The following is a 22,115-nucleotide window of genomic DNA, read 5'->3' as shown; positions in this document are numbered from 1 at the left end:
CGGTTTTGCAGCGCTGCCCAAACGCCCTAGACCGTTATAACGGGCAACCTGATCGGGTGTTCATGCCGAGCCAGCTGGCTCAAAAAACGGTAGCTGTCATTCAACTCACGCGACAGCGCCAGGCGCTCACGACTGTCCGGCCCGGTCTTCCATTTCGAACGGTTGTCCAGCTGCGCCAACTGCTGCTCATCCCAGCCCCATTCGTGGGTCAGGCGCTCAAGCAGAGCGCGCTGCCAAGGAGCACCCTGCGCCGGGGCATGGCCGGAGAGCTTGTGATTGACCTTGAGGTACAGGCTGCGGCGCACCAGTTCCAGGCGCTGAACATCGCCACGGGCCTGCAAGTAGCCCTCAATGCGCCGGTACACCATCACGTACGGATCCAGCTCATCAAGGTCCAGTTGATGGGCGTACACGGCGCGCTTATAGCCCAAGCTCAAGCAACTCACCCGCGGGTGCTCGCTGGCATACACCTCAATCAACAACAATTTGAGCACCGATTTGTAGGGCGACTCGATGCCCTTGAACAACTGCTTCAACCCGGCCCCTAAAAACTCGGCCGCCGGAATGTGCGCCAAATGCCCGAGGTCGATCACCTCATCCGCCGGGATCAGGCGCTGGGCTTCAAGCGCCTGAATGAATTCGCCATAACGGGCTTCTTCATACGCGGGCACCCACCACCACAACGGCGTGCGCCCGCCGAGCCAGATCGCCGTGCGATAAAACTCGTCGAGCAACAACGAATGTTGCGCGTTCACAAAGTCATCCACGTCGCAATGCAGAGCACGCTCGCCCTGGGCGAAACGCTGGGCATCGATCAGAAAAAAGTGCGCCTCACTGCCCTGGCCCGCAGCCCATGTCTCCAGGCGGCGGCATTTTTTGCGCAAATTGGCCAACGCCTGGTCGTCCAGACCCGGCGCGTGACAGAGCCACACGTCCATATCGCTCTGGTCGGTCTGCGCCAACGTGCCCAGGCTGCCCATTAGATACAGGCCGTGAATGGCCTGGGGCTGGCCGGGCTGTGGGCGATAGATAAAGTCAGCGGCTAACGCCTGCGCCGCCGCCAAGGTTGGCGCATCCGGGGCATAACCTGAGACACCGGCCGGCGTGCAGTCCGAGACATAACCGGGCAGCAACGGGTCGTTCACATGAAACAACAGGGCCAACAGATTCAGGATCGTTTGCTGAGCGGGCAACAGGCCTTCCATTGCGCGCTGCAGACGTCCGTTGTTGACCGCCAGAAACCGCTCACGCACCTGATGGAGAACCTGTCGATCGATTCCCTCACTCAGAGCGGGTCTTACTTCCAGGGGGCGCGTCATTGCACACTCAGACCGGCTCGCCAAACGAGAAAGAGGAGGGGTGGTGAGTTTACAGCCAGCAGCACAAAAGACTTAGGGCGATTGTGTTTTTGACGTCAGATTTTTTACATATCTGAACATTAGACGGGAAACAGGGAATGCGCCCGCGGAATCAACAAAGGGGGAGATTCCGTGGGCAATGCGGGATGTCAGGCAATTTCTGCCAGTTTTTTGCTCAGCTTCGGTTCTGAGGTAAGGATATACAGCAGCTTTTGGACTTGCTCGACGGCATCACGACCCAGGCTGGTCAGGTAACCACCATCAGGTTGATTGATCAGGTCTTTGTCATACAAACGTTGTGCTGCCGCGATCCGTTGTGGATCGGCGGTCTGATGGATCTTCAGGCCCTCAAGCGTACTTTCCAGGTCAAACAGTGCAAGGACTTCCAGTTCGGCAACCAACTCAGGGGTAAACGACATAAAAACTCCAGACTATGCAGGAAAAGGCGACAACGGCTCTAAGGTGATCCCACTATCACCAACTGTCCAGTGACAGTTCCGACCTTATATAAGCAGCGTGTCGTGCCGGCCCCGCATTGACGCGCTTACGAGGCAATTGGAGTGTAGACCCTGCCCTCGATTACGCGCGCGAATAAAGCCTGCCCTCCAACTACCACGCTTTCAGTTATATAAACATTCTTAAATAGTATTTTTAAGAATAATCGCGCCTCACTACTATGACATCCACGCCAGCACCTCAGTCGGCAACCCATATTTCCAGGAGCACACCATGAGCGCATCTCTGCGTAGCGTTGACGGTCAGGACGAAGCCACCATTCTGCGGGAAATCCAGAGCGCGCTACGGGACCTGCGCTTTGGTGCCGTCGAAATCACCGTGCACAACGCACAAGTGGTTCAGATCGAACGCAAAGAAAAATTCCGGCTACAAAACCCGAGCCAGAAAAGTAATTGAGCCAAACGCACTCATTGGAGTGCGTTCATAACAACTAGAAACGCTTTGGAGCCTCACCTATGTCCCTACGCCGTTACGCTCTGGCCGCGCTGGCCAGTGCCATTTTTGCTGGCTCCGCTGTAGCCAAAGACTACGAATTGCTCAACGTTTCTTACGATCCAACCCGTGAGCTGTACCAGGATTACAACGCTGAGTTTGTTAATTTCTGGAAAGCCAGCCACCCGGGCGACAACGTCAAAATTCAGCAGTCTCACGGTGGTTCGGGCAAACAGGGCCGTGCCGTGGTTGATGGCTTGCGCGCCGACGTCGTGACCCTGGCATTGGCCGGCGACATCGATGAAATCTCCAAACTCAACAAAGGCTCGCTGCCAGCCGACTGGCAAACCCGCCTGCCGGACGCCAGCACCCCGTACACCTCGACCATCGTGTTCCTGGTACGCAAGGGCAACCCTAAAGGCATCAAAGACTGGGGCGACCTGGTCAAGAAAGACGTCTCGGTGATTACCCCGAACCCTAAAACCAGCGGCGGCGCGCGCTGGAACTTCCTCGCGGCCTACGCCTACGGCCTGAAAGCCAACGGCGGCGACGAAGCCAAAGCCAAAGCCTACGTGCAAGAGCTGTTCAAGCACGTACCGGTACTGGATACCGGCGCACGCGGCTCGACCATTACCTTCGTCAACAACGGTCAGGGTGACGTGTTGCTGGCCTGGGAAAACGAAGCGTTCCTGGCACTGAAAGAAGACGGCGGTACAGACAAGTTCGATATCGTCGTACCTTCGCTGTCGATCCTGGCCGAGCCACCGGTGGCTGTGGTCGACAAAAACGCCGAGAAAAAAGGCAATCTGGAGATCGCCAACGCGTACCTCAAACACCTGTACAGCCCGGCTGGCCAAGAGATCGCAGCCAAGAACTTCTATCGTCCGCGTGACGAAAAAGTAGCGGCCAAATACGCCGAGCAATTTCCGAAACTGGAGCTTGTCACTATCGACAAAGACTTCGGCGGCTGGAAAACTGCGCAGCCGAAATTTTTTAATGACGGTGGCGTGTTCGACCAGATCTACCAGGCGCAATAACCTGTGGGGCGGGGCATTAAGCCACGCTGAAAGCTAGAACATAGAGCCCGCGACCCTGTTGCGGGCTTCGTGCGTTAACCAAGGACTCTTATGTCTCGTCGTATTTCCCCCGTCATACCCGGCTTCGGGCTGACGCTGGGCTACACCTTGGTGTACCTCAGCCTCATCGTGCTTATACCGTTGGCTGCCATGTTTGTGCATGCCGCGCAACTCACCTGGGAGCAGTTTTGGGCCATCATCACCGCGCCGCGGGTGTTGGCAGCGCTCAAGCTCAGTTTTGGCACCGCTTTTTTTGCCGCCTTGATCAACGGCGTCATCGGCACCGTTCTGGCCTGGGTGCTGGTGCGTTACACCTTCCCCGGGCGCAAGATCATCGATGCCATGATCGACCTGCCCTTTGCCCTGCCAACGGCGGTGGCCGGTATTGCACTGACCACGTTGTACGCGCCCCACGGCTGGATTGGCCAGTTTGCCTCGGACCTGGGCTTCAAAATCGCCTACACCCCGCTGGGTATTACCCTGGCCCTGACCTTTGTGACCCTGCCGTTTGTGGTGCGCACCGTGCAGCCGGTTCTGGCAGACATCCCGCGTGAAATCGAAGAGGCCGCCGCCTGCCTGGGCGCCAAGCCCCTGCAAGTGTTCCGCTACATCCTCATGCCGGCCCTGTTGCCCGCCTGGTTGACCGGTTTTGCGCTGGCCTTTGCCCGTGGCATCGGTGAGTACGGCTCGGTCATTTTCATCGCCGGTAACATGCCGATGAAAACCGAGATTCTGCCGCTGCTGATCATGGTCAAGCTCGACCAGTACGACTACACCGGCGCCACCGCCATCGGCGTGATGATGCTGGTGGTTTCCTTCGTGTTGCTGCTGCTGATCAACTTGATCCAGCGCCGCATCGAAACCCCATCCTGAAGGAGGCCAGCGTATGTCCAGTTCGTCTATAAACGCGGCCTCCGCCGCCAACGCTGCACGTCGTGGCAGCGCGCTTTCACGCCGGCTGCTGATCGCACTTGGCTGGTTGTTCTTTATCGGCTTCTTGCTGTTGCCACTGCTGATCGTAGTGTCCCAGGGCCTGAAGCTGGGCTTCGGTGCGTTCTTCGATGCGATCCTTGAGCCCGACGCCTTGTCGGCCCTCAAGCTGACCATCATCGCCGTCGTCATTTCGGTGCCGCTCAACGTGGTGTTTGGCGTGAGTGCGGCCTGGTGCGTGAGCAAATACAGCTTTCGCGGCAAAAGTATCCTGGTCACCCTGATCGACCTGCCGTTTTCGGTATCACCGGTGATCGCCGGTCTGGTCTACGTGCTGATGTTCGGCGCACAGGGTTTCTTCGGCGAGTGGCTGCAAGACCACGACATTCAGATCATCTTTGCGTTACCGGGCATCGTGCTGGCAACCATCTTTGTGACGGTGCCCTTCGTGGCCCGTGAGTTGATCCCGCTGATGCAAGAGCAGGGCACTCAGGAAGAAGAAGCCGCACGCTTGCTGGGCGCCAATGGCTGGCAGATGTTCTGGCACGTCACTGTGCCCAACATCAAATGGGGCCTGATCTACGGCGTTGTACTGTGTACGGCGCGGGCGATGGGCGAATTTGGCGCGGTGTCGGTGGTTTCCGGGCACATTCGCGGGGTGACCAACACCCTGCCGCTGCACGTCGAGATCCTCTACAACGAATACAACCACGTCGCCGCCTTCGCTGTGGCCACCCTGTTGCTGATCCTGGCGCTCTTCATCCTGCTGCTCAAGCAGTGGAGCGAATCCCGTATTAACCGCCTGCGCGCCAGCGCCGCGGAGGAATAAACCATGTCGATCGAAGTCCGTAACGTCAGCAAGAACTTCAACGCCTTCAAAGCGCTGGACAGCATCAATCTGGACATCCACAGCGGCGAGCTGGTGGCATTGCTGGGCCCGTCGGGCTGCGGCAAAACCACCCTGTTGCGCATCATCGCGGGGCTTGAAACCCCGGACCAGGGCAGCATCGTCTTCCACGGCGAAGACGTCTCGGGCCATGACGTGCGTGATCGCAACGTCGGTTTCGTGTTCCAGCATTACGCGCTGTTCCGCCACATGACGGTATTCGACAACGTGGCCTTCGGCCTGCGCATGAAGCCCAAGGGCGAGCGCCCGAACGAAACCCGCATCGCTGAAAAAGTCCACGAGCTGCTGAACATGGTGCAGCTGGACTGGCTCTCTGACCGCTACCCGGAGCAACTGTCGGGTGGTCAGCGCCAGCGTATCGCCCTGGCCCGCGCCCTGGCGGTGGAGCCTAAAGTGCTGCTGCTCGACGAACCGTTCGGCGCCCTCGACGCCAAGGTCCGTAAAGAACTGCGCCGCTGGCTTGCACGCCTGCACGAAGACATCAACCTGACCTCGGTGTTCGTGACCCACGACCAGGAAGAAGCGATGGAAGTCGCGGACCGCATCGTGGTCATGAACAAAGGCGTGATCGAGCAAATCGGCTCACCGGGTGACGTCTACGAAAACCCGGCCAGCGACTTTGTTTATCACTTCCTGGGCGATTCCAACCGCTTGCATTTGGGCGAGGACAACCACGTCCTGTTCCGTCCGCACGAAGTGTCGTTGTCGCGCCACGAACTCGAAGACCACCACGCCGCCCAGGTACGCGACATCCGCCCGCTGGGTGCGACCACCCGGGTGACGTTGAAGGTTGAGGGTCAAAGCGAGCTGATCGAAGTGGAAGTAGTCAAAGACCATGACAGCCTGACCGAACTGGCCCGCGGCGAGACGTTGTTCTTCAAGCCGAAGGTGTGGCAGAAGGCTTAAAAACATCCTCACCCGCAGAGGGAAGGGTATCAGCACATCTTTTGATGGCTGACAAAACCCTATAGGTAGGAGCCAACTTGTCTCGCGATCTTTTGCTGTTAAAGATCAAAAGATCGCGAGGCAAGCTCGCTCCTACAAATATTAGGTGCACACAAAAAACCGCACCTGCGGCACCCCGACTTAGCAGTCATCGCGTTAAGGCCTACAAAACTCTCGGCTTCATCCTTCGCAAGCTACCCATCTGCTCCGACATAAATATCGTTTTTACGCACCTAGAGTCCGACTTATCTCCCACGACAAGTTGCAAGGACTCGCATGACTGAAAACCGAAGGCCCATCAAGGCCCGCTCTGCGGGCTGGGCAACAGGCATCACTGATGCCCTGCTTAAAAAAGATATTTCCCCCAATCAGATCTCCATGGCCAGTGTGGTCTTTGCACTGTCAGGTGTCGCTGCGCTGATACTGGACAGCGGCGTCGTTGGATCGATCATCTGTGCCCTCTCTATTCAATTGCGTCTGCTGTGCAATCTTTTGGACGGGATGGTGGCAATCGAGGGTGGGAAACAATCGCGCCTCGGAAGTCTCTACAACGAATTTCCGGACCGGATTGCCGATAGCGTGCTCATCGTCGGTGTTGGCTATGCCATCGGCTATTCGGACCTTGGCTGGTGTGGTGCATTGGCTGCTGCGCTCACCGCGTATGTCCGGGTTTTTGGCGGGTCGATTGGCCTCAAGCAGTGTTTTGCCGGGCCAATGGCCAAACAACACCGCATGGCCCTGATGACCGTAGCCCTCCTGATCAATGCCGCGGAAACAGCCGCTTTCGGCACACACAAGGCGCTATTGGTCGCTCTGGTCGTCATTGTTATCGGCTCGCTGATCACCTGCGGGACGCGAACCCTCGCAATCGCCAGACAGCTAAAGGAAAACGACCATGTGGATCAGTAACGCACTGACGTCTGTTCTACGTGTCCTGATCGGTGTCACCGCCCGCTGGGAGAGCCCTCCAGACCTCACTCGCCAGCGCATCTACTTTGCCAACCACACCAGCCATATGGACACGCTGGCCATCATTGCCGCTTTACCCGCCGATGCTCGTGTAAACGTAAGGCCGGTGGCCGCCGCCGACTACTGGGGCAAAAATGCGTTTCTCTCGTACATCTCACAAAAAGGGCTGAATGCAGTTCTGATTGATCGAACATCCGGCGCGGATAAAAACCTTCTTGAACCCATCTTTGACGTGTTGAAAGCGGGGCACTCCATCATTTTTTTCCCGGAAGGGACTCGCTCCTGTCAGGCGCTGCCTGGCGAGTTCAAATCGGGCCTGTTCCGGTTGAGCGAAACCTTTCCTGATGTCGATCTGGTACCTGTCTATTTGGAAAATTTTCATCGCTCCATGCCCAAAGGCAAGCATTTCCCGCTGCCCATTATCTGCACAATCCGGATCGGCAATCCGCTGCAAAAAATGATTGGTGAAGAAAAACCGTTATTCCTGGAGCGAGCGCGTGACGCCATTGTGAGGTTGTCGCAATGATGCTTGAAACGAAGTTTTTGTGGTTCTTTGCGGGGCTGGTCGGTCTATTGGCCAGCGCCTCGTTGATCGGTCATGTATTGGCCAGCAGAACCAAAACTGACAATGCCATGGCAACGGTTGAAAACCTCAATCAGCGCGTCAATGCCTGGTGGGGCATGGTGATCGTCTTCTTTATGTCTTACCTGCTGGGCGGTAATGCGACGGTCATTCTCTTCGGTTTCATTTCACTGTTTGCTCTACGTGAGTTCATTACCTTGGCGCCCACAAAGCGGGGAGACCATAACGCACTGTTTATCGCCTTTTTTGTCCTTATCCCACTGCAATATGCACTGATCGCTTGCCAGTGGTACTCAATGTTTACGCTGTTGGTTCCGGTCTATGCGTTTCTGCTGTTGCCAGCCATTGCCGTGTTGAGCCAGGACACTGAGTGCTTTTTGGAGCGCACGGCAAAAATTCAGTGGGGTGTGATGATTTGTATTTTTTGCATCAGTCACGCTCCCGCCCTGTTAATGCTGGATCTGGAAGGCTTTAAGGGACAGAACGCGCTGCTGCTGTTCTATCTGATGTTCGTGGTGCAGTTAAGTGATGTCCTGCAATACGTGTTTGGCAAACTCTTCGGCAAGCACAAAGTAGCACCGCTGGTAAGCCCCTCAAAAACCGTGGAAGGTCTCGTAGGAGGAGGCTTGGCAGCGACGTTGATTGGCGGATGCATGTTTTGGATGACACCCTTCAGTTTCTGGCAATCACTGATGATGGCTTTTGTGATCGTGGTGATGGGTTTCGTGGGCGGGCTGGTGATGTCAGCCATCAAGCGAAGCTTAAGTGCCAAGGACTGGGGCACCATGATCAAAGGGCACGGCGGCATGCTCGACAGGATGGATTCAGTCTGCTTCGCAGCACCGATCTTCTTTCACCTGACACGCTACTTTTTCTCGGTATAGCGCAAGCCCTGTGGCGGCAGGCATACGCTGCCAGCCGCCACAGGCTTTTAGCTTTTAAGGCTTTTTCAGCTTCGGATTGGGAAAGAACTGCACCGCCTGAACGTTCGGGGTCGGTGGTTTTTTCAGTGCCGAGGTGTTGACCCGCGTGCCCAATTCCTTGGGCACCGACAGACCTTGCTCATTCAGCGTGTCGGAGTAGCCGCAGGCCACGCATTCGCGGTGCGGCACGTCGTTTTCGTTCCACATCATCAGCTTGTCAGGCTCGCTGCACGCCGGGCAGACAGCCCCGGCGATAAAGCGCTTTTTTGTCACGTTTACCGGTGCATCACTCATGCTGCCTTGTCCTCGGTCAGGCCGCTGTGGCGCAACAAGGCGTCAATCGACGGCTCACGGCCACGGAAGTCCTTGAACAGTTCCATTGGGGCCAGCGAGCCACCGCGCGCCAGAATGGCCTGGCGGAATGCCTTGCCGGTGTGCGGGTTGAACACGCCTTCTTCTTCAAAGCGCGAGAACGCATCCGCCGACAACACTTCAGCCCATTTGTAGCTGTAGTAACCCGCCGCGTAACCGCCTGCAAAGATGTGCGCGAAGCTGTTGGGGAAGCGGTTGTACGCCGGTGGGCGCATGACCGAAACCTCATCACGGATGCCGTCCAGCACTTGGGCAACGCTGCGGCCATCGCCGTGGGTGGCGTGCAGTTCGAAGTCAAACAGCGAGAACTCCAGCTGACGCACCATCATCAGGCCGGACTGGAAGTTCTTGGCCGCGAGCATTTTATCCAGCAGGTCTTTTGGCAGCGCTTCGCCGGTTTCATAGTGGCCGGAGATCAGCGCCAGGCCTTCCGGCTCCCAGCACCAGTTTTCCATGAACTGGCTTGGCAGCTCGACCGCATCCCACGCCACGCCGTTGATACCGGACACGCCTGCGTGTTCGATCTCGGTCAGCATGTGGTGCAGGCCATGACCGAACTCGTGGAACAGGGTGGTCACTTCGTCGTGGGTCAGCAGTGCAGGCTTGCCCGCAACGGCCGGGGTGAAGTTACACACCAGGTTGGCTACCGGGCTTTGCAGCTCGCCGGCTGCGGTGCGGCGACGGTCACGGGCGCCGTCCATCCAGGCACCACCGCGCTTGTTGGCGCGGGCGTACAGGTCAAAGAAGAAACGCCCGATGTGCTGGCCGTTTTCTTTGATTTCGAACAGGCGAACATCGGGATGCCAGGTGTCGAAGCCTTTGATTTCAGCAATGTCGATGCCGTACAGGCGATGCACGATGGCGAACAAGCCATCCAGCACTTTGTCGATCGGGAAGTAGGCGCGCAGGGCTTCTTGCGACACGCTGTAACGCTGCTCGCGCAGTTTTTCGCCGAAGAAACCGGTGTCCCAGCTTTTCAGTTCGTCGCAGCCTTGCTCGCTGGCATAGGCTTGCAGTTGCTCAAGGTCACGCGCCGCAAACGGCTTGGTGCGCTTGGCCAGGTCACGCAGGAAGGTCAGCACCTGATCCGGCGTTTCAGCCATTTTGGTGGCCAGGCTCAGCTCGGCAAAGCTGCCAAAACCCAGCAACTTGGCCAGTTCCTGACGCAGGTCGAGGATCTGTTCCATCACCGGACCGTTATCAAACTGACCGGCATTCGGGCCTTGGTCCGACGCGCGGGTGCAGTAGGCGGCGTAGACTTCTTCGCGCAGAGCGCGGTCTTCGGCGTAGGTCATGACCGGGTAGTAGCTTGGGAACTCGAGCGAGATCAACCAGCCATCCAGCCCTTTAGCCTGTGCAGCCGCGGCCATTTGCGCCTTGGCCGATTCGGTCAGGCCTGCCAGCGCAGCTTCGTCGGTGATGTGCTTGGTCCAGGCCTGGGTCGCGTCCAGCAACTGGTTGGAGAACTTGCTGCCCAGCTCGGACAGTTTGCTCTGCACTTCGGCGTAGCGCTTCTGCTCGGCTTCTGGCAGATCAATACCCGACAAGCGGAAATCGCGCAGCGAGTGTTCAAGAATGGTCTTTTGTGCCTGATCAAAGTCAGCCACTTGCGAGCTGTGGGCCAAGGCTTCGAAGGCCTGGAACAGCTCACGGTTCTGGCCCATCTCGGTGGAGTAGGCGCTCAATGCAGGCAAGCACGCCTCGTAAGCTTCACGCAGTTCAGTGCTGTTGCACACCGCGTTCAAGTGGCTGACCGGGCTCCAGGCAGCGCCCAGACGGTCGTTCAACTCATCCATCGCCAGCACCAGACCGGCCCACGTCGGGTTCTTGCCTTGATCGGCGAGGATCTTTTGAATGCCAGCACGGTTGTCCGCGAGGATCTGCTCGATGGCCGGCTGGACGTGCTCAGGACGGATCGCCGAAAACGGCGGCAGGTCGTAGGGCTGCAATAGAGGGTTTTTCTCGCTCACGTTTGGCACCTTGGCTAGAAGAAAGTGAAGATCTGTTGAGGTTTCATTGCAAAAACTGAACCACTCACCTCGTTGTAATGAAACGTCAGCAGACCTTTGGCCATCTTAATTACAATCGACCGTTACCGCAGCCCTGTAACGCCCTATTACTGCTAAAGAAGGAAGCTATTTGTGTCCATCCGTCCGTTCCAGCAGCACACACCTACCGTGGGCGAGCGCGCCTTTGTCGACCGTTCGGCCGTGGTGATTGGCGACGTCGAGATCGGCGCCGACAGTTCGATCTGGCCATTGACCGTGATTCGCGGCGATATGCACCGCATCCGCATCGGTGCGCGCACCAGCGTGCAAGACGGCTGCGTGCTGCACATCACCCACGCCGGGCCGTTCAACCCTGAAGGTTTCCCGCTGCTGATCGGCGATGACGTGACCATCGCGCACAAGGTCATGCTGCATGGCTGCACCGTGGGCAGCCGGATTTTGATCGGCATGAGCAGCATCGTGATGGACGGGGCGGTGATTGAAGACGACGTGATCGTGGGCGCGGGCAGCCTGGTGCCTCCGGGCAAGCGCCTGCAAAGCGGCTTTTTGTATGTGGGCAGCCCGGTCAAACAAGTGCGTGAACTGACTGAAAAAGAGAAAGCCTTTTTTACCTACAGCGCTGGCAACTACGTAAAACTCAAAGACCAGCACTTGGCCGAAGGCTACGACCAGCCCGTTTAAGCCGCCTATTTTGGAGCCCTGCATGCAGTATCAAAACGTATTGTTCGACCTCGACGGCACCCTAACCGACCCACGCGAAGGCATCACCCGTTCAATCCAGTATGGATTGAGCAAAATGGGCATTGATGAGCCAGATCTGCGCAAACTCGAACACTTTATCGGCCCGCCGTTGCTGCAAGCCTTTATCGAGTTTTACGGCTTCAGCGAAGCCCAGGCATGGGAAGCCGTGGGCTTTTACCGTGAGCGTTTCTCGGTCAAAGGCCTGTACGAAAATCAGGTGTTTGAGGGTATTACGCCGCTGCTTGAAGAACTGGTGGGCCAAGGCCGCCAGCTGTTCATCGCCACCTCGAAGCCGCAAATCTACGCCCGCGAAATCGCCCGGCACTTTGACTTCGCCAAGCACTTTAAAGTGATTTACGGCAGCGAGCTCGACGGCACGCGCACCAACAAGGTCGAGCTGATTGCTCACCTGATGGCCGAAGAAAAGCTGGACCCGGCGCAGACCCTGATGATCGGCGACCGCAAGCACGACCTCATCGGCGCCAGCCACAACGGCCTGGACGCGGCGGCCGTGGGCTACGGCTTTGGCAGCTTCGAAGAGCTGAGCGCACACGCGCCCACCTACCACTTTGAGACGCTGGCACAGCTGCACCAGGCGTTTAGATAAACCGGTTGGAGCGGGCTTGCTCGCTCCTACACGATTCGTGCGTCGATTTCGCGCTGCAAATCCTGGCGCCAGCCCAGCAGAAAACCCAACTCCACCACCACAAACAACGGCCCGACAATCAGCCCGGTTACGTCGTCGATAAACGCAGGCTTGCGCCCTTCGTAGTAATGCCCCACAAACTGGATCACCCAGCCGACTACAAACAGCCCAACCCCCCAGCTCAGCCACGCGCCCGTGCTCAGCGCCGCCAAGGTGTGCCCTAGCCACACCGCAAGCCCCAGCAACATGGTCATTAATAACCCCAGGCGCAGTTCAAGGCGCAGGTAAAACACCGCACTGGCGATCATCACCAACACCGCAGGTGAAATGCCCGCCCATTGCGGTCGCGACAACAGCACCGCCACGGCAATCACAATCAACGGGATGCCCACAAAGTGGCTAACGATATTGCGTTTGTCACGGTGGTAAGCGGCGTATTGGCTCAGATGATCAACCAGGCTTTTCATGGCGCAAGCTCTTGGGGTAAAAAGCTGATTGTAGTCGCTGCCGAAGGCTGCGAAGGGTTGCACAGCAACCCGTTTTCTTGAAGCCCCCTCCATCGCCCCCACAGCATCCGACCCACTCAGCAGGCAATAAACGCCAGCGGCAAATCACGAATCTGCTCGCGCGCCAGCGGCTGATAAGGCCCTTCACGGGTCAATTCATGCAGCAGCTCTTCACGCAGTTGATGAAACTCAAAACTGCTGCGATGACGCGGATGGGGCAGGTCGATGTTGACCACTTGCTTGATCCGCCCCGGCCGCGGTTCCAGCACCACCACGCGGTCAGCCAGAAAAATCGCCTCTTCGACGTCATGCGTCACCAGCACGGTGGTGATTTTGGCCCGCTCGCGAATCGCCAGCAGTTCGTCCTGCATTTGCTGGCGGGTCAAGGCATCCAGCGCCCCAAACGGCTCATCCAACAGCAAAATCCGTGGGCTGGCCACCAGCCCGCGAGCAATCGCTACGCGCTGCGCCATGCCGCCGGACAACTGATGCGGGAACGCCCGGGCGAAGTCTTTCAAGCCCACCAGTTCAATAAACGCCGCGACCCGCTGCTGACGCTCGGCCGCAGTCAGCGGTTCATTCACCAGCCCCAGGCCAATGTTGTCTTCAACGCTCAACCACGGGAACAGACGGTGTTCCTGAAACACGATCCCACGCTCGCTGCCCACGCCGTTGACGGCCTTGCCATCCACTTCAATCGAGCCGCGAAACTCAGTGTCGAGCCCCACCAGCAAACGCAGCAAGGTCGACTTGCCGCAACCGCTGGAGCCGACAATGGCGACAAACTCACCTTGCGCAATCTGCAAATTGAAATCGCGTATGGCTTCCAGTTCCAGGCCGTCCACTTCGAAGGATTTACCGACCTGATTAAAACTGACGATAGGTGCGTTCATACATTTCTCCAGCGGGTTGCGCGGGTTTCGAGGCGTTGGCCAATCAGGTTCAGCAGGGCGCCGGTCAGGCCCACCAACAGCATGCCGCTGAGGATGGTGTCCATGCGCAGCAGTTGTTGGGCGCCGATCATCAGGCTGCCGATGCCACCATTGGACGGCATAAAGTATTCCGCGCCGATGGTGCCCAGCCAGGCGTAGATCAGGCTCAGACGCAGCCCGGCAAAGATCCCCGGCGCGGCACCCGGCAAGACCAGCAGGCGCAAGCGTTGCCACAGACTCAGGCGCATCACCTGCGCCGCTTCACGCAACTGCGGCGAAAGGTTGGCCACACTGCGTTGGGTGGCAATAAACAGCGGGAAAAAAGCGGCCAGGGCGACGAAAACCCACTTCGACAACTCGCCCAGGCCAAACCATGCCGTGAGTAAAGGTACCCACGCAAAAATCGCAATCTGGCGCAGCGCCGACAGGCTCGGCCCCAACAACCGTTCGCTGGTCGACGACAACCCCAGTACCACGCCAAAGACAAAACCCAAACCGCCGCCCAACAACAAACCACCCAAGGTGCGCTTGAGGCTCAAAGCCATCGAGGTCGGCAAGCTGCCGTCGACCAGGCCGCTCCAGGTGCTGTGCACCACTGCCCATGGGCTCAACAGAATCTGCGGGTCGACCCATGCTTGCGTCACCGCGACTTGCCACAGCGCCAGCAGAAGCAGCGGCAACCACACTGATTGCAGACGCTGCCAGCCAGTCGAACGCGGGCCAAGGGTCAATTGCGCGGTCGCCGCATGCGGCCAATGCACCAGCTTTTGATCCAGCCAGCCAATGCCGCGATCCATCGAGACGCCGATCACACCAATCACCACGATGCACACAAACACAATATCGAGCATGAACAACTGCCGCGCATAGACCATCAAGTAGCCGACACCTTCGCTGGAGGCCAGCAACTCCACAGCCAGCAACGAGGTCCAGCCAGCCGCCAGCGCCAGACGCAAACCGGCCATAAAACCGGGCAGGGCGGCGGGCACGATCAGTCGGCGAACTTTAAGGTGCAGCGGCAAGCGCAGCACCTGCGCGGCTTCACGCAACTTGGGCTGGGCATCGCGCACCGCAACCAGCGTGTGCAAGGTAATGGGCACCACAATTGCCTTGATCAGCACCACCAGCTTGAGCACTTCACCGATGCCAAAAAACACCATGAACAGCGGAATCCAGGCCAAGGTGGGCACTTGCGCCAATGCGCTGAAGGTCGGCAAAACCAGCCGCTGCGCCACACGGCTCAAGCCCAGCGTGGCGCCCAGCACCGCGCCTATACCGACGCCGACCAGCAAACCAAAAAACAGACGTTGCAGGCTGATCGCCAAATGCCCCCACAGCTCACCCGCGCCCAACTCCAGCGCGCTTTGCCAGACCAGCGAAGGCGGCGGCAAAATCTGCTCGCTCATCCATTGCTCGCGAGCGGCCAACCACCATAGAAAAAAAAGGCCTATTGGCAATAGCCACGGCAGTGCGCGCTGACTGACGTTGGGTAACCAAGCCTTCACACCCAACGCTGGGGCAGCCAAAGGCAAATTGAGCAGCGAAACTTTAGCCATCGCAGACCTCCGTTGTCGGTTGTGCGGGCGCAACCAAACGTTCTATTTATATTCCCGTTTGATCTATAAATATTGATATTCATATCTATAAGAGATAAAGACGTCCTTTATGCCGTGTCTTGAGACCCGCTGCCAATGCATTAAATGAATATTTTCAGTGCGGCTTATGCATATCAGGCCGACAGCCGCAGACTAGAACGCTTATTCCTTTTAGTTACTAAATTGTGAGCTTTTAGTATTTATTCTTCGCTACATCTTATGCCTACTTTTTGCTCCTCAATGCCCGCCGTATTCAGGAGCTGCCCCCATGTCAATCCCTCTCAAACACGCCTTTCGCCGCCTGGCCGCGCCTGCCTTAGCGGGCTTGCTGGGCTGCTTGCCATTGCTGGGCCACGCCGATGACTTAAAGCAAATCCGCATCGCCGTACCCGACCTCAGCGCGGGCAGCCAACACAGCGGCGGCGGGATCAGCGACGTGCTGCGCAGCCAGCAGTTGCTGGAAAAAGCCTTCGCCGACGACGGCGTCACCATTGAATGGAAGTACTTCAAAGGCGCTGGCCCGGTCATCAACGAGGCCTTCGCCAACGGCCAGGTCGATTTCGCTTACCTGGGTGACCTGGCCGCCATCATCGGTAAAGCCAATGGCCTGGACACGCGCCTGTTGAGTGCCGCCGCACGCGACAACAAACAGTATTTGGCCGTGGTGCCGGGTTCGGGGATCAAAACCCTGCAAGACCTCAAAGGCAAACGGGTCGGGTTGTTTCGCGGCACCGCTACCCAACTGTCGTTTGACGCCGCGCTGGCCAGCGTGGGCCTGACCGAGAAAGACCTCAAAGTCATCAACCTGGACTTCAACGCTTCAGTGGCCGCGCTGGCCGCCAAACAAATCGACGCCTCGTGGGGCGGCTCCAACTTGAGTTCGTTGCAGTCCAAAGGCCTGGCAGACATCCCGCTGAACACCAAAGACCTGAACAACGCGGGCAGCGTGCAAAGCGTGCTGGTGGCCTCGGGCGCCTTCGTCGATGCCCACCCGCAAGCCGTGGCCAAACTGCTTAAAGCCCAGGAGCAAGGCGTGCAATGGCTGACCAACGACGCCAACAAACCGGCCTACATCGCGCTGGTCTCCGGGCTTGCCAGCTACCCGGCGCACATCCTTGAAAAAGACACGCAAGATCAGCAATTCAGCGAAATCTTCGTCTCGCAACTCGACCCGGTGTTCCTCGGCAAATTACAGGACTCCGTCACCCTGGCCGCCGAGCAACGCCTGATCCGCAAACCGTTCCAGGTCAGCGAATGGGTCACACCGCCGCTGGCGGCCGCCTCCCGCTAAGCCTTTTCGTCGCACTCAAACCGTAAGCCGTCAAAACAATGAGGGTCATCCAATGAGCACTGCCGCTTTAGCCGTAAAACCAGACGTTCAAACACTTGAAATACACCCGGTGGCCGGACGCATCGGCGCCGAGATCCGCGGGATCAAACTGTCGGGCGATCTGGACGCCAGCACCGTCGACGCGATTCAACAGGCGTTGCTGACCCACAAAGTGATTTTCTTCCGCGACCAGACTCACCTCGATGACCAAAGCCAGGAAGCCTTCGCGCAACTGCTCGGCGACCCGATTGCTCACCCCACCGTGCCCGTGCGTGACGGCACGCGCTTTTTGATGGAACTGGACGGCGCCCAGGGCCAGCGCGCCAACTCGTGGCACACCGACGTGACCTTCGTTGACGCGTACCCCAAAGCGTCGGTACTGCGCTCTGTACTGGCCCCGGCATCGGGCGGCGATACGGTGTGGGCCAACACCGCCAGCGCGTACGCCAAACTGCCTAAAAACCTGCAAGATCTGGCCGACAACCTGTGGGCTGTGCACAGCAACGAATACGACTACGCGAGCGCCAAGCCGGATGTCTCGCCAGAAAAGATTGAGCAATACCGCAAGGTTTTCACCTCAACCGTGTATGAAACCGAGCATCCAGTGGTGCGTGTGCACCCGGTGAGTGGTGAGAAGAGTTTGGTGCTAGGGCATTTTGTGAAACGCATCAAGGGCTATTCGCCGTCTGATTCGGCGCACCTGTTCAACCTGCTGCAAAGCCACGTGACGCGTTTGGAAAACACCGTGCGCTGGCGCTGGAATACGGGTGACGTCGCGATCTGGGACAACCGCTCGACCCAGCATTACGCCATCGACGACTACGGCACCCAAGACCGCATCGTGCGCCGTGTGACCTTGCAGGGCGATGTGCCAGTTAGCGTGCAAGGGCACCGCAGCCAGACCACAAAAGGCGTGTAGCCCAATACAAACTGCGAGGTATACCTCTGTGGGAGCCTGGCTTGCCAGCGATGCAGGCGATGCGGTTTTTCTGTTAAACCGCGTCGCCCCCTCGCGGGCAAGCCCGCTCCCACATGCGGGGCTTACCACACCCCGATCTGCACCACCTTCTCAACCTCTGGCTCGCCATACCGAAAGCTCTCTGCCCGACGATCCACTTCCTGATGGCTGATGGTGGTGCGGCGCTTCAACCCGCGCAGCCAGTCAAACAAATACCCCATGTGCTGCTCACGCACTGCGGCATAGGCCGGGTCCTCACCCAAGTCAGTCAACTCCTGCGGGTCATTGTGCACGTCAAACAGCTGCGGGCGAAAACCGTCATACGCCAGGTATTTCCAGCGCTCACTGCGCACCATGGTCATGCGGCAGCGATCAATCGGTTGGCCCAAGCGCTCACGTGCCGGGGCCTGAAACGCGTAGTCGTATTCACTGATCGCGTACTCGCGCCACGCAGGCGTTTGCCCATGCAGTAACGGAATCAGCGAGCGACCCTCCAACCGGTGCTCAGCCCCCGTCACCCCCAGCGCCTGCAAAAAGGTCGGCAGGGCATCAATGGTTTCCGCCAGGCGTTGATCGACCGTGCCACGCGTCACATCTGCCGCCGCACGCGGGTCACGCACGATCAGCGGTACGCCCACCGCAGGCTCCAGCAAAAACTCTTTTTCGCCTAAAAAGTGATCACCCAAAAAGTCGCCGTGGTCACTGGTGAACACAATCAGCGTGTCGTCCCAGCGCCCCGTGCTTTGCAGCAGGTCAAACAGCCGCCCCAATTGATCATCGACCTGCTTGATCAGCCCCATGTACGTCGGAATCACATTCAAACGCACCTCGTCCCGCGAAAAGTTCTGGCTCTCTTCGTGCTGGCGAAACGCGTTGTACACCGGGTGGTCGCTGGCTTTGCCCGCACTCGGGCGAATCGGCGCCAGCACCTGCTCTGCGCCATACAGCGCGTGATACGGCGCCGGGGCGATATAGGGCCAATGCGGCTTGATGTACGACAAATGCAGGCACCACGGCTGCTCGCCTTGCTCCTGGATAAAGTCGATGGCGCGGTCGGTGGTGAACACTGTTTCCGAATGCTGTTCCTGCACCCGTGCCGGCAAGTGCGCGTTGCGCATTTTCCAGCCGCTGAGCACTTCGCCATCTGCCCCCGCACCCGCGTTGGCCCAGTCATGCCACGGGTTGGCACCGTCGTAACCCAAGTCCTTTAAATACTGGGTGTAAGGCGCTGAGTCGCGCTTGTCGTCAAACAGCGGGCTGTCAGGGTAAATGCCGTCGTGGCGGGCGTAGGCCTCAAAGCCCACTTCATTGAAGATTTCGGCTTGCTGACTGTTCGGGTCAATCGCCAAACGCTGTAAGGCATCGACGTTGGCCGTGGCGTGGGTTTTACCCACCAGCGCAGTACGAATCCCGTGGGGGCGCAGGTAATCGCCCAAGGTCAGCTCCTCCAGCGGCAACGGCACCGCGTTCCAGGCCACCTGATGGCTGCTGACATAACGCCCGGTGTACGCCGACATGCGCGACGGGCCGCAAATCGTGCCTTGGGTATAGGCCCGGCTGAAACGCACGCCAGCCGCGGCTAGGCGGTCGATATTGGGCGTGTGCAAATGCGGATGGCCGTAGCACGACAAATAATCGCGACGCAGTTGGTCGCACATGATGTACAGCACGTTTTTGATGGGTTGCAGCTGTGGCATGAAGGTTCACCTTTGGCAGATCAGATGACCGATTTCGCGCGAGCGCGCCGCGCGCGACAAGCGCATTTGGTGAATGGGTTTGATGCACAACGCGCATGCCGTTAAATCGCGAAATTCTCCAATCCACACACATCGTGGTCGTCGCTGTTATCCAGTTGTTTGATTTCATCAATCATGGCCTGGGCCAAGGGCGAGAGGCGGGTCGATGAGCGGTTGACGATGCCATAGCGGGTGTAGAGCGCGTCCTGGTCTTGGGCCAGTTCGTCGACCTCAATGCGCACCAGGTCGCCCTTGGCGTACAAAAAAACGTCACTGTAGGCGCCGCAAATACCGATGGCATCGCTGCTCAGCACCACGCTCATGAGGCTGAACGGGCTTTCGCATTCCACATTCGGCGCGTAGTCCTGGCGTCCACTTAACTGCACCAGCACTTTGCGCAGGTTAGGCGGGCGGATGGTCACGGCCAGTGGATAACTCAACAGTTCTTCGGCGCTGACGCTGATGCGTTGGGCCAGCGGGTGGCCTGCGCGGCAGCAAAAAAACCAGCGCCGCGGACGCAAGCGCTGGGTTAAGTACGCCGGATCGGCTTCGAAATTTCGGGTATCGGCGATGAAAAACTCGAACTCTTCGTTGAGCATGCGCTTGCTCAGGCTTTGCCAATCATCGACCTGAAAATTCACCCGCGCCTTCGGGTAACGCCCGATAAAACGTCCGATGGCTTTGGGCACTAACCCCGAAGCAGGCGCCGGACCGCACCCGAACAACACCTCACCGCTTTCCAGGCTATTGAACTGGTTGATCTCGTTAGTCAGTTGCCGGGCGCCACTGACCAGTCGCCGCGCGTGCTCAAGCAGCAACTGGCCTTGCTTGGTGGGCGCCAGGTCCTTGCGCCCACGGTCCACCAACGAGCAACCCACGCTGTGTTCCAGCGCCTGAATGCTGCGGCTGAATGCCGATTGCGAGAGGTTTACCGCCTGCGCGCCCGCAACAAAACTGCGCTGCTCGGCGAGGGCGATGAAGTGACGAAGTTGGCGCAGGTCGATATGCATTTTTCACATCAAAAATATCGGGGAAATGCATTGGCTATGCATTCGATGGACTCCTTATAAAGGCAATCTCTTATGCAGTAAATATCTGTAAAAACATAAACAAATAACTATTAGGAATATACAAGGTTGTGTATTTCGTCGACCAGGAGCCGCCCATGAGCCAATCCCAGCAAGCCCTACCGTTCCCTTCAAGGCGTTTTAAACGCCTGCCGATGGCGCTATTTCTGGCGGGCTGCACCACGGGCTCGATGGCACTGGCCGATGAAAACCAAACCGCCGTGGACGCCGCTCCCGTCACCAAAACCGCACCGGCCAAAGCCGATGACAGCCAGTTGAAAACCGTGACCGTGACGGCTCGACGCCGTGAAGAAAGCGCGCAAAACGTGCCCACACCAATGAGTGTGATCAGCGGCCAGACCCTCGAAACCCAGCGCGTTTACCGGATTCAGGATTTGCAGCAACTGGTGCCCAGCGTCAACGTCGCCTACATGCATGCCCGCCAATCCAGTGTGTCGATTCGCGGGCTGGGCAATAACCCGGCCAGCGATGGCCTGGAAGGCAGCGTGGGGCTGTACATCGACAACGTGTACTTGGGGCGTCCGGGCATGGCGGTGTTTGACTTGATGGACATCGAGCAACTGGATGTACTGCGCGGCCCGCAAGGCACGTTGTTCGGCAAAAACACCACCGCAGGGGTGATCAATATCACCACCCGTGCGCCGACCTTTACCCCCGAGCGCAGCATCGAAACGTCAGTGGGCGAGGACGGGTATTTCCAGACCAAGGGGACGATTTCCGGGCCGCTCACCGATGAGCTGGCCGGGCGTTTTTCGGCCTACCGAACCCGCAGCGATGGCGACATCAAAAACGAATTCGACGGCCATAAACTCAACGGCGGCGCACGCGAAGGGTTTCGCGGGCAACTGCTGTACAAGCCCAGCGAGACGTTCAACCTGCGCTGGATCGGCGACTACAACGAAGAGGATTCCAGCGCGGGCACCCGCACGCTGTTCAGTACCGGGCCGACCATTAATGGCGTTAACCGATACGAAACACGCGCTGCCGCAGCCGGGGCCACGCTGGTCGACGGCTCGCACCGCAAGGTCAATCTCGACAACCAGCAATCGGTCACCGTGTTTCAAGGCGGCACCTCGCTTGAGGCCAACTGGACACTGCCCAGTGATTACACGCTGACCTCGATCACCTCCTACCGCTGGTGGGATTTCACCCCGCGCAACGACGACGGCCTGGACGTACCGGCGGCTTACAACGCAGGCGTGTCAGTGAATGACAAACAGTGGTCGCAGGAGTTTCGAATCGCTTCGCCGACCGGCGGCTTCTTCGATTACGTGGCGGGGGCTTACTACTTCGGCTCCGACCTGGACAACAAATCCTTCACCTATTACGGCCCCAAGGCTGACATCTGGAATGGCACAGCAACGGGTGCCTTGGCGGACGTGAACACCGTGGGCAACGGCCACATTTCGACCAACAGTTTTGCGCTGTTTGCCCAAGGCACGTGGCACCTGACGCCGCAGCTGGATTTCACAGCCGGGCTGCGCGGCACGTATGAAGAGAAAAGCGCGTGGGTGACACGCAATGCGCCCGTCGGCGGGGCGGCTGTCACCGGCGCCGCAGCAG

Annotated in this window: 21 protein-coding genes and 1 pseudogene; 13 read left to right on the top strand and 9 right to left on the bottom strand. The window is 58.4% G+C overall.

Annotation, left to right across the window (positions count from 1 at the left end):
- Positions 1 to 44: 44 nt before the first annotated feature.
- Together GHO41_RS18610 and GHO41_RS18605 are read right to left on the bottom strand one after the other, a co-directional pair.
- A pseudogene (locus GHO41_RS18610) lies at positions 45 to 1,319 on the bottom strand (class I adenylate cyclase); the annotation flags it as partial.
- A 188-nt stretch (positions 1,320 to 1,507) separates the two neighbouring features.
- Positions 1,508 to 1,777, bottom strand: a complete 270-nt coding sequence (locus GHO41_RS18605; protein ID WP_153434314.1) for a TIGR02647 family protein — start codon at positions 1,775 to 1,777, stop codon at positions 1,508 to 1,510.
- Between the two features lie 310 nt (positions 1,778 to 2,087).
- Between GHO41_RS18605 and oscA the strand changes: the two genes are divergently transcribed.
- The 8 genes from oscA to GHO41_RS18565 all read left to right on the top strand — a co-directional run bounded on the left by oscA (position 2,088) and on the right by GHO41_RS18565 (position 8,600).
- Entirely contained in the window at positions 2,088 to 2,270 is a 183-nt protein-coding gene (gene oscA / locus GHO41_RS18600) for a sulfur starvation response protein OscA (protein WP_048372573.1), read from the top strand.
- A gap of 59 nt (positions 2,271 to 2,329) precedes the next feature.
- A complete protein-coding gene (locus GHO41_RS18595) occupies positions 2,330 to 3,343 on the top strand; it encodes a sulfate ABC transporter substrate-binding protein (RefSeq protein WP_048387195.1) in 1,014 nt (337 codons plus the stop codon).
- Between the two features lie 90 nt (positions 3,344 to 3,433).
- A complete protein-coding gene (gene cysT / locus GHO41_RS18590; protein ID WP_048372576.1) occupies positions 3,434 to 4,255 on the top strand; it encodes a sulfate ABC transporter permease subunit CysT in 822 nt (273 codons plus the stop codon).
- Between the two features lie 13 nt (positions 4,256 to 4,268).
- Positions 4,269 to 5,141, top strand: coding sequence for a sulfate ABC transporter permease subunit CysW (gene cysW / locus GHO41_RS18585; RefSeq protein ID WP_048372579.1), 873 nt, complete (start codon positions 4,269 to 4,271; stop codon positions 5,139 to 5,141).
- 3 nt (positions 5,142 to 5,144) lie between these two features.
- Positions 5,145 to 6,125 carry a sulfate/molybdate ABC transporter ATP-binding protein gene (locus tag GHO41_RS18580; RefSeq protein ID WP_048372581.1) on the top strand — a complete coding sequence of 327 codons (981 nt, stop codon included), beginning with the start codon at positions 5,145 to 5,147 and terminating at the stop codon, positions 6,123 to 6,125.
- 315 nt (positions 6,126 to 6,440) lie between these two features.
- On the top strand, positions 6,441 to 7,073 hold the full coding sequence (locus GHO41_RS18575; RefSeq protein ID WP_048387198.1) for a CDP-alcohol phosphatidyltransferase family protein: 633 nt from the start codon (positions 6,441 to 6,443) through the stop codon (positions 7,071 to 7,073).
- A complete protein-coding gene (locus GHO41_RS18570) occupies positions 7,060 to 7,659 on the top strand; it encodes a 1-acyl-sn-glycerol-3-phosphate acyltransferase (protein ID WP_153327908.1) in 600 nt (199 codons plus the stop codon). The genes GHO41_RS18575 and GHO41_RS18570 overlap by 14 nt, the downstream gene beginning before the upstream one ends.
- The gene (locus tag GHO41_RS18565) at positions 7,656 to 8,600 is read left to right on the top strand and encodes a phosphatidate cytidylyltransferase (RefSeq protein WP_153327910.1); all 945 of its coding nucleotides are present in this window, start codon (positions 7,656 to 7,658) and stop codon (positions 8,598 to 8,600) included. The genes GHO41_RS18570 and GHO41_RS18565 overlap by 4 nt, the downstream gene beginning before the upstream one ends.
- 54 nt (positions 8,601 to 8,654) lie before the next feature.
- Here the strand turns inward: GHO41_RS18565 and GHO41_RS18560 are convergent, their stop codons facing one another.
- Both GHO41_RS18560 and prlC read right to left on the bottom strand, forming a co-directional pair.
- Positions 8,655 to 8,933 carry a YheV family putative zinc ribbon protein gene (locus GHO41_RS18560; RefSeq protein ID WP_048372583.1) on the bottom strand — a complete coding sequence of 93 codons (279 nt, stop codon included), beginning with the start codon at positions 8,931 to 8,933 and terminating at the stop codon, positions 8,655 to 8,657.
- Positions 8,930 to 10,981, bottom strand: a complete 2,052-nt coding sequence (gene prlC / locus GHO41_RS18555; RefSeq protein WP_371928975.1) for an oligopeptidase A — start codon at positions 10,979 to 10,981, stop codon at positions 8,930 to 8,932. The genes GHO41_RS18560 and prlC overlap by 4 nt, the downstream gene beginning before the upstream one ends.
- A gap of 171 nt (positions 10,982 to 11,152) precedes the next feature.
- Between prlC and GHO41_RS18550 the strand changes: the two genes are divergently transcribed.
- Positions 11,153 to 11,701 carry a gamma carbonic anhydrase family protein gene (locus GHO41_RS18550; RefSeq protein WP_048372587.1) on the top strand — a complete coding sequence of 183 codons (549 nt, stop codon included), beginning with the start codon at positions 11,153 to 11,155 and terminating at the stop codon, positions 11,699 to 11,701.
- A gap of 22 nt (positions 11,702 to 11,723) precedes the next feature.
- Positions 11,724 to 12,368: an HAD family hydrolase gene (locus tag GHO41_RS18545; protein WP_153434313.1), complete on the top strand. Its 645-nt coding sequence runs from the start codon at positions 11,724 to 11,726 to the stop codon at positions 12,366 to 12,368.
- A gap of 26 nt (positions 12,369 to 12,394) precedes the next feature.
- On the opposite strand, the gene GHO41_RS18540 is transcribed toward GHO41_RS18545, so the two are convergent.
- The 3 genes from GHO41_RS18540 to GHO41_RS18530 form a co-directional block, all read right to left on the bottom strand.
- A complete protein-coding gene (locus GHO41_RS18540; RefSeq protein ID WP_153434312.1) occupies positions 12,395 to 12,874 on the bottom strand; it encodes a DUF962 domain-containing protein in 480 nt (159 codons plus the stop codon).
- A 116-nt stretch (positions 12,875 to 12,990) separates the two neighbouring features.
- Positions 12,991 to 13,806: an ABC transporter ATP-binding protein gene (locus GHO41_RS18535; RefSeq protein WP_153391020.1), complete on the bottom strand. Its 816-nt coding sequence runs from the start codon at positions 13,804 to 13,806 to the stop codon at positions 12,991 to 12,993.
- Positions 13,803 to 15,401, bottom strand: coding sequence for an ABC transporter permease (locus tag GHO41_RS18530; RefSeq protein WP_153434311.1), 1,599 nt, complete (start codon positions 15,399 to 15,401; stop codon positions 13,803 to 13,805). The genes GHO41_RS18535 and GHO41_RS18530 overlap by 4 nt, the downstream gene beginning before the upstream one ends.
- A 307-nt stretch (positions 15,402 to 15,708) precedes the next feature.
- Here GHO41_RS18530 and GHO41_RS18525 point away from each other — a divergent pair, with 307 nt between their 5' ends.
- Both GHO41_RS18525 and GHO41_RS18520 read left to right on the top strand, forming a co-directional pair.
- Positions 15,709 to 16,731 carry an ABC transporter substrate-binding protein gene (locus GHO41_RS18525; RefSeq protein ID WP_153434310.1) on the top strand — a complete coding sequence of 341 codons (1,023 nt, stop codon included), beginning with the start codon at positions 15,709 to 15,711 and terminating at the stop codon, positions 16,729 to 16,731.
- 52 nt (positions 16,732 to 16,783) lie between these two features.
- Positions 16,784 to 17,689 carry a TauD/TfdA family dioxygenase gene (locus GHO41_RS18520; protein ID WP_123750639.1) on the top strand — a complete coding sequence of 302 codons (906 nt, stop codon included), beginning with the start codon at positions 16,784 to 16,786 and terminating at the stop codon, positions 17,687 to 17,689.
- Between the two features lie 122 nt (positions 17,690 to 17,811).
- Here the strand turns inward: GHO41_RS18520 and GHO41_RS18515 are convergent, their stop codons facing one another.
- Together GHO41_RS18515 and GHO41_RS18510 are read right to left on the bottom strand one after the other, a co-directional pair.
- Positions 17,812 to 19,425, bottom strand: a complete 1,614-nt coding sequence (locus GHO41_RS18515) for an alkaline phosphatase family protein (protein WP_123750638.1) — start codon at positions 19,423 to 19,425, stop codon at positions 17,812 to 17,814.
- 101 nt (positions 19,426 to 19,526) lie between these two features.
- Positions 19,527 to 20,474 carry a LysR family transcriptional regulator gene (locus tag GHO41_RS18510; protein ID WP_123750637.1) on the bottom strand — a complete coding sequence of 316 codons (948 nt, stop codon included), beginning with the start codon at positions 20,472 to 20,474 and terminating at the stop codon, positions 19,527 to 19,529.
- Positions 20,475 to 20,629: 155 nt separating this feature from the next.
- On the opposite strand from GHO41_RS18510, the gene GHO41_RS18505 reads away from it, so the two are divergent.
- Positions 20,630 to 22,115, top strand: a 1,486-nt coding sequence (locus GHO41_RS18505) for a TonB-dependent receptor (RefSeq protein WP_153434309.1), incomplete at its 3' end; no start/stop codon positions are given.

This window comes from Pseudomonas sp. FSL R10-0399 (genome assembly GCF_009600165.1).
Taxonomy (GTDB): Bacteria; Pseudomonadota; Gammaproteobacteria; order Pseudomonadales; family Pseudomonadaceae; genus Aquipseudomonas; species Aquipseudomonas helleri.
Note: the sequence above shows the minus strand (reverse complement) of the source record. Positions and strands in the feature narration are given on the sequence as shown.

Bases quoted from the DNA above. Each gene is read 5' to 3' on its own strand.
- GHO41_RS18605 (WP_153434314.1), bottom strand. From the start codon at position 1,777: ATGTCGTTTACCCCTGAGTTGGTTGCCGAACTGGAAGTCCTTGCACTG.
- oscA (WP_048372573.1), top strand. From the start codon at position 2,088: ATGAGCGCATCTCTGCGTAGCGTTGACGGTCAGGACGAAGCCACCATT.
- GHO41_RS18595 (WP_048387195.1), top strand. From the start codon at position 2,330: ATGTCCCTACGCCGTTACGCTCTGGCCGCGCTGGCCAGTGCCATTTTT.
- cysT (WP_048372576.1), top strand. From the start codon at position 3,434: ATGTCTCGTCGTATTTCCCCCGTCATACCCGGCTTCGGGCTGACGCTG.
- cysW (WP_048372579.1), top strand. From the start codon at position 4,269: ATGTCCAGTTCGTCTATAAACGCGGCCTCCGCCGCCAACGCTGCACGT.
- GHO41_RS18580 (WP_048372581.1), top strand. From the start codon at position 5,145: ATGTCGATCGAAGTCCGTAACGTCAGCAAGAACTTCAACGCCTTCAAA.
- GHO41_RS18575 (WP_048387198.1), top strand. From the start codon at position 6,441: ATGACTGAAAACCGAAGGCCCATCAAGGCCCGCTCTGCGGGCTGGGCA.
- GHO41_RS18570 (WP_153327908.1), top strand. From the start codon at position 7,060: ATGTGGATCAGTAACGCACTGACGTCTGTTCTACGTGTCCTGATCGGT.
- GHO41_RS18565 (WP_153327910.1), top strand. From the start codon at position 7,656: ATGATGCTTGAAACGAAGTTTTTGTGGTTCTTTGCGGGGCTGGTCGGT.
- GHO41_RS18560 (WP_048372583.1), bottom strand. From the start codon at position 8,933: ATGAGTGATGCACCGGTAAACGTGACAAAAAAGCGCTTTATCGCCGGG.
- GHO41_RS18545 (WP_153434313.1), top strand. From the start codon at position 11,724: ATGCAGTATCAAAACGTATTGTTCGACCTCGACGGCACCCTAACCGAC.
- GHO41_RS18540 (WP_153434312.1), bottom strand. From the start codon at position 12,874: ATGAAAAGCCTGGTTGATCATCTGAGCCAATACGCCGCTTACCACCGT.
- GHO41_RS18535 (WP_153391020.1), bottom strand. From the start codon at position 13,806: ATGAACGCACCTATCGTCAGTTTTAATCAGGTCGGTAAATCCTTCGAA.
- GHO41_RS18530 (WP_153434311.1), bottom strand. From the start codon at position 15,401: ATGGCTAAAGTTTCGCTGCTCAATTTGCCTTTGGCTGCCCCAGCGTTG.
- GHO41_RS18525 (WP_153434310.1), top strand. From the start codon at position 15,709: ATGTCAATCCCTCTCAAACACGCCTTTCGCCGCCTGGCCGCGCCTGCC.
- GHO41_RS18520 (WP_123750639.1), top strand. From the start codon at position 16,784: ATGAGCACTGCCGCTTTAGCCGTAAAACCAGACGTTCAAACACTTGAA.
- GHO41_RS18515 (WP_123750638.1), bottom strand. From the start codon at position 19,425: ATGCCACAGCTGCAACCCATCAAAAACGTGCTGTACATCATGTGCGAC.
- GHO41_RS18510 (WP_123750637.1), bottom strand. From the start codon at position 20,474: ATGCATATCGACCTGCGCCAACTTCGTCACTTCATCGCCCTCGCCGAG.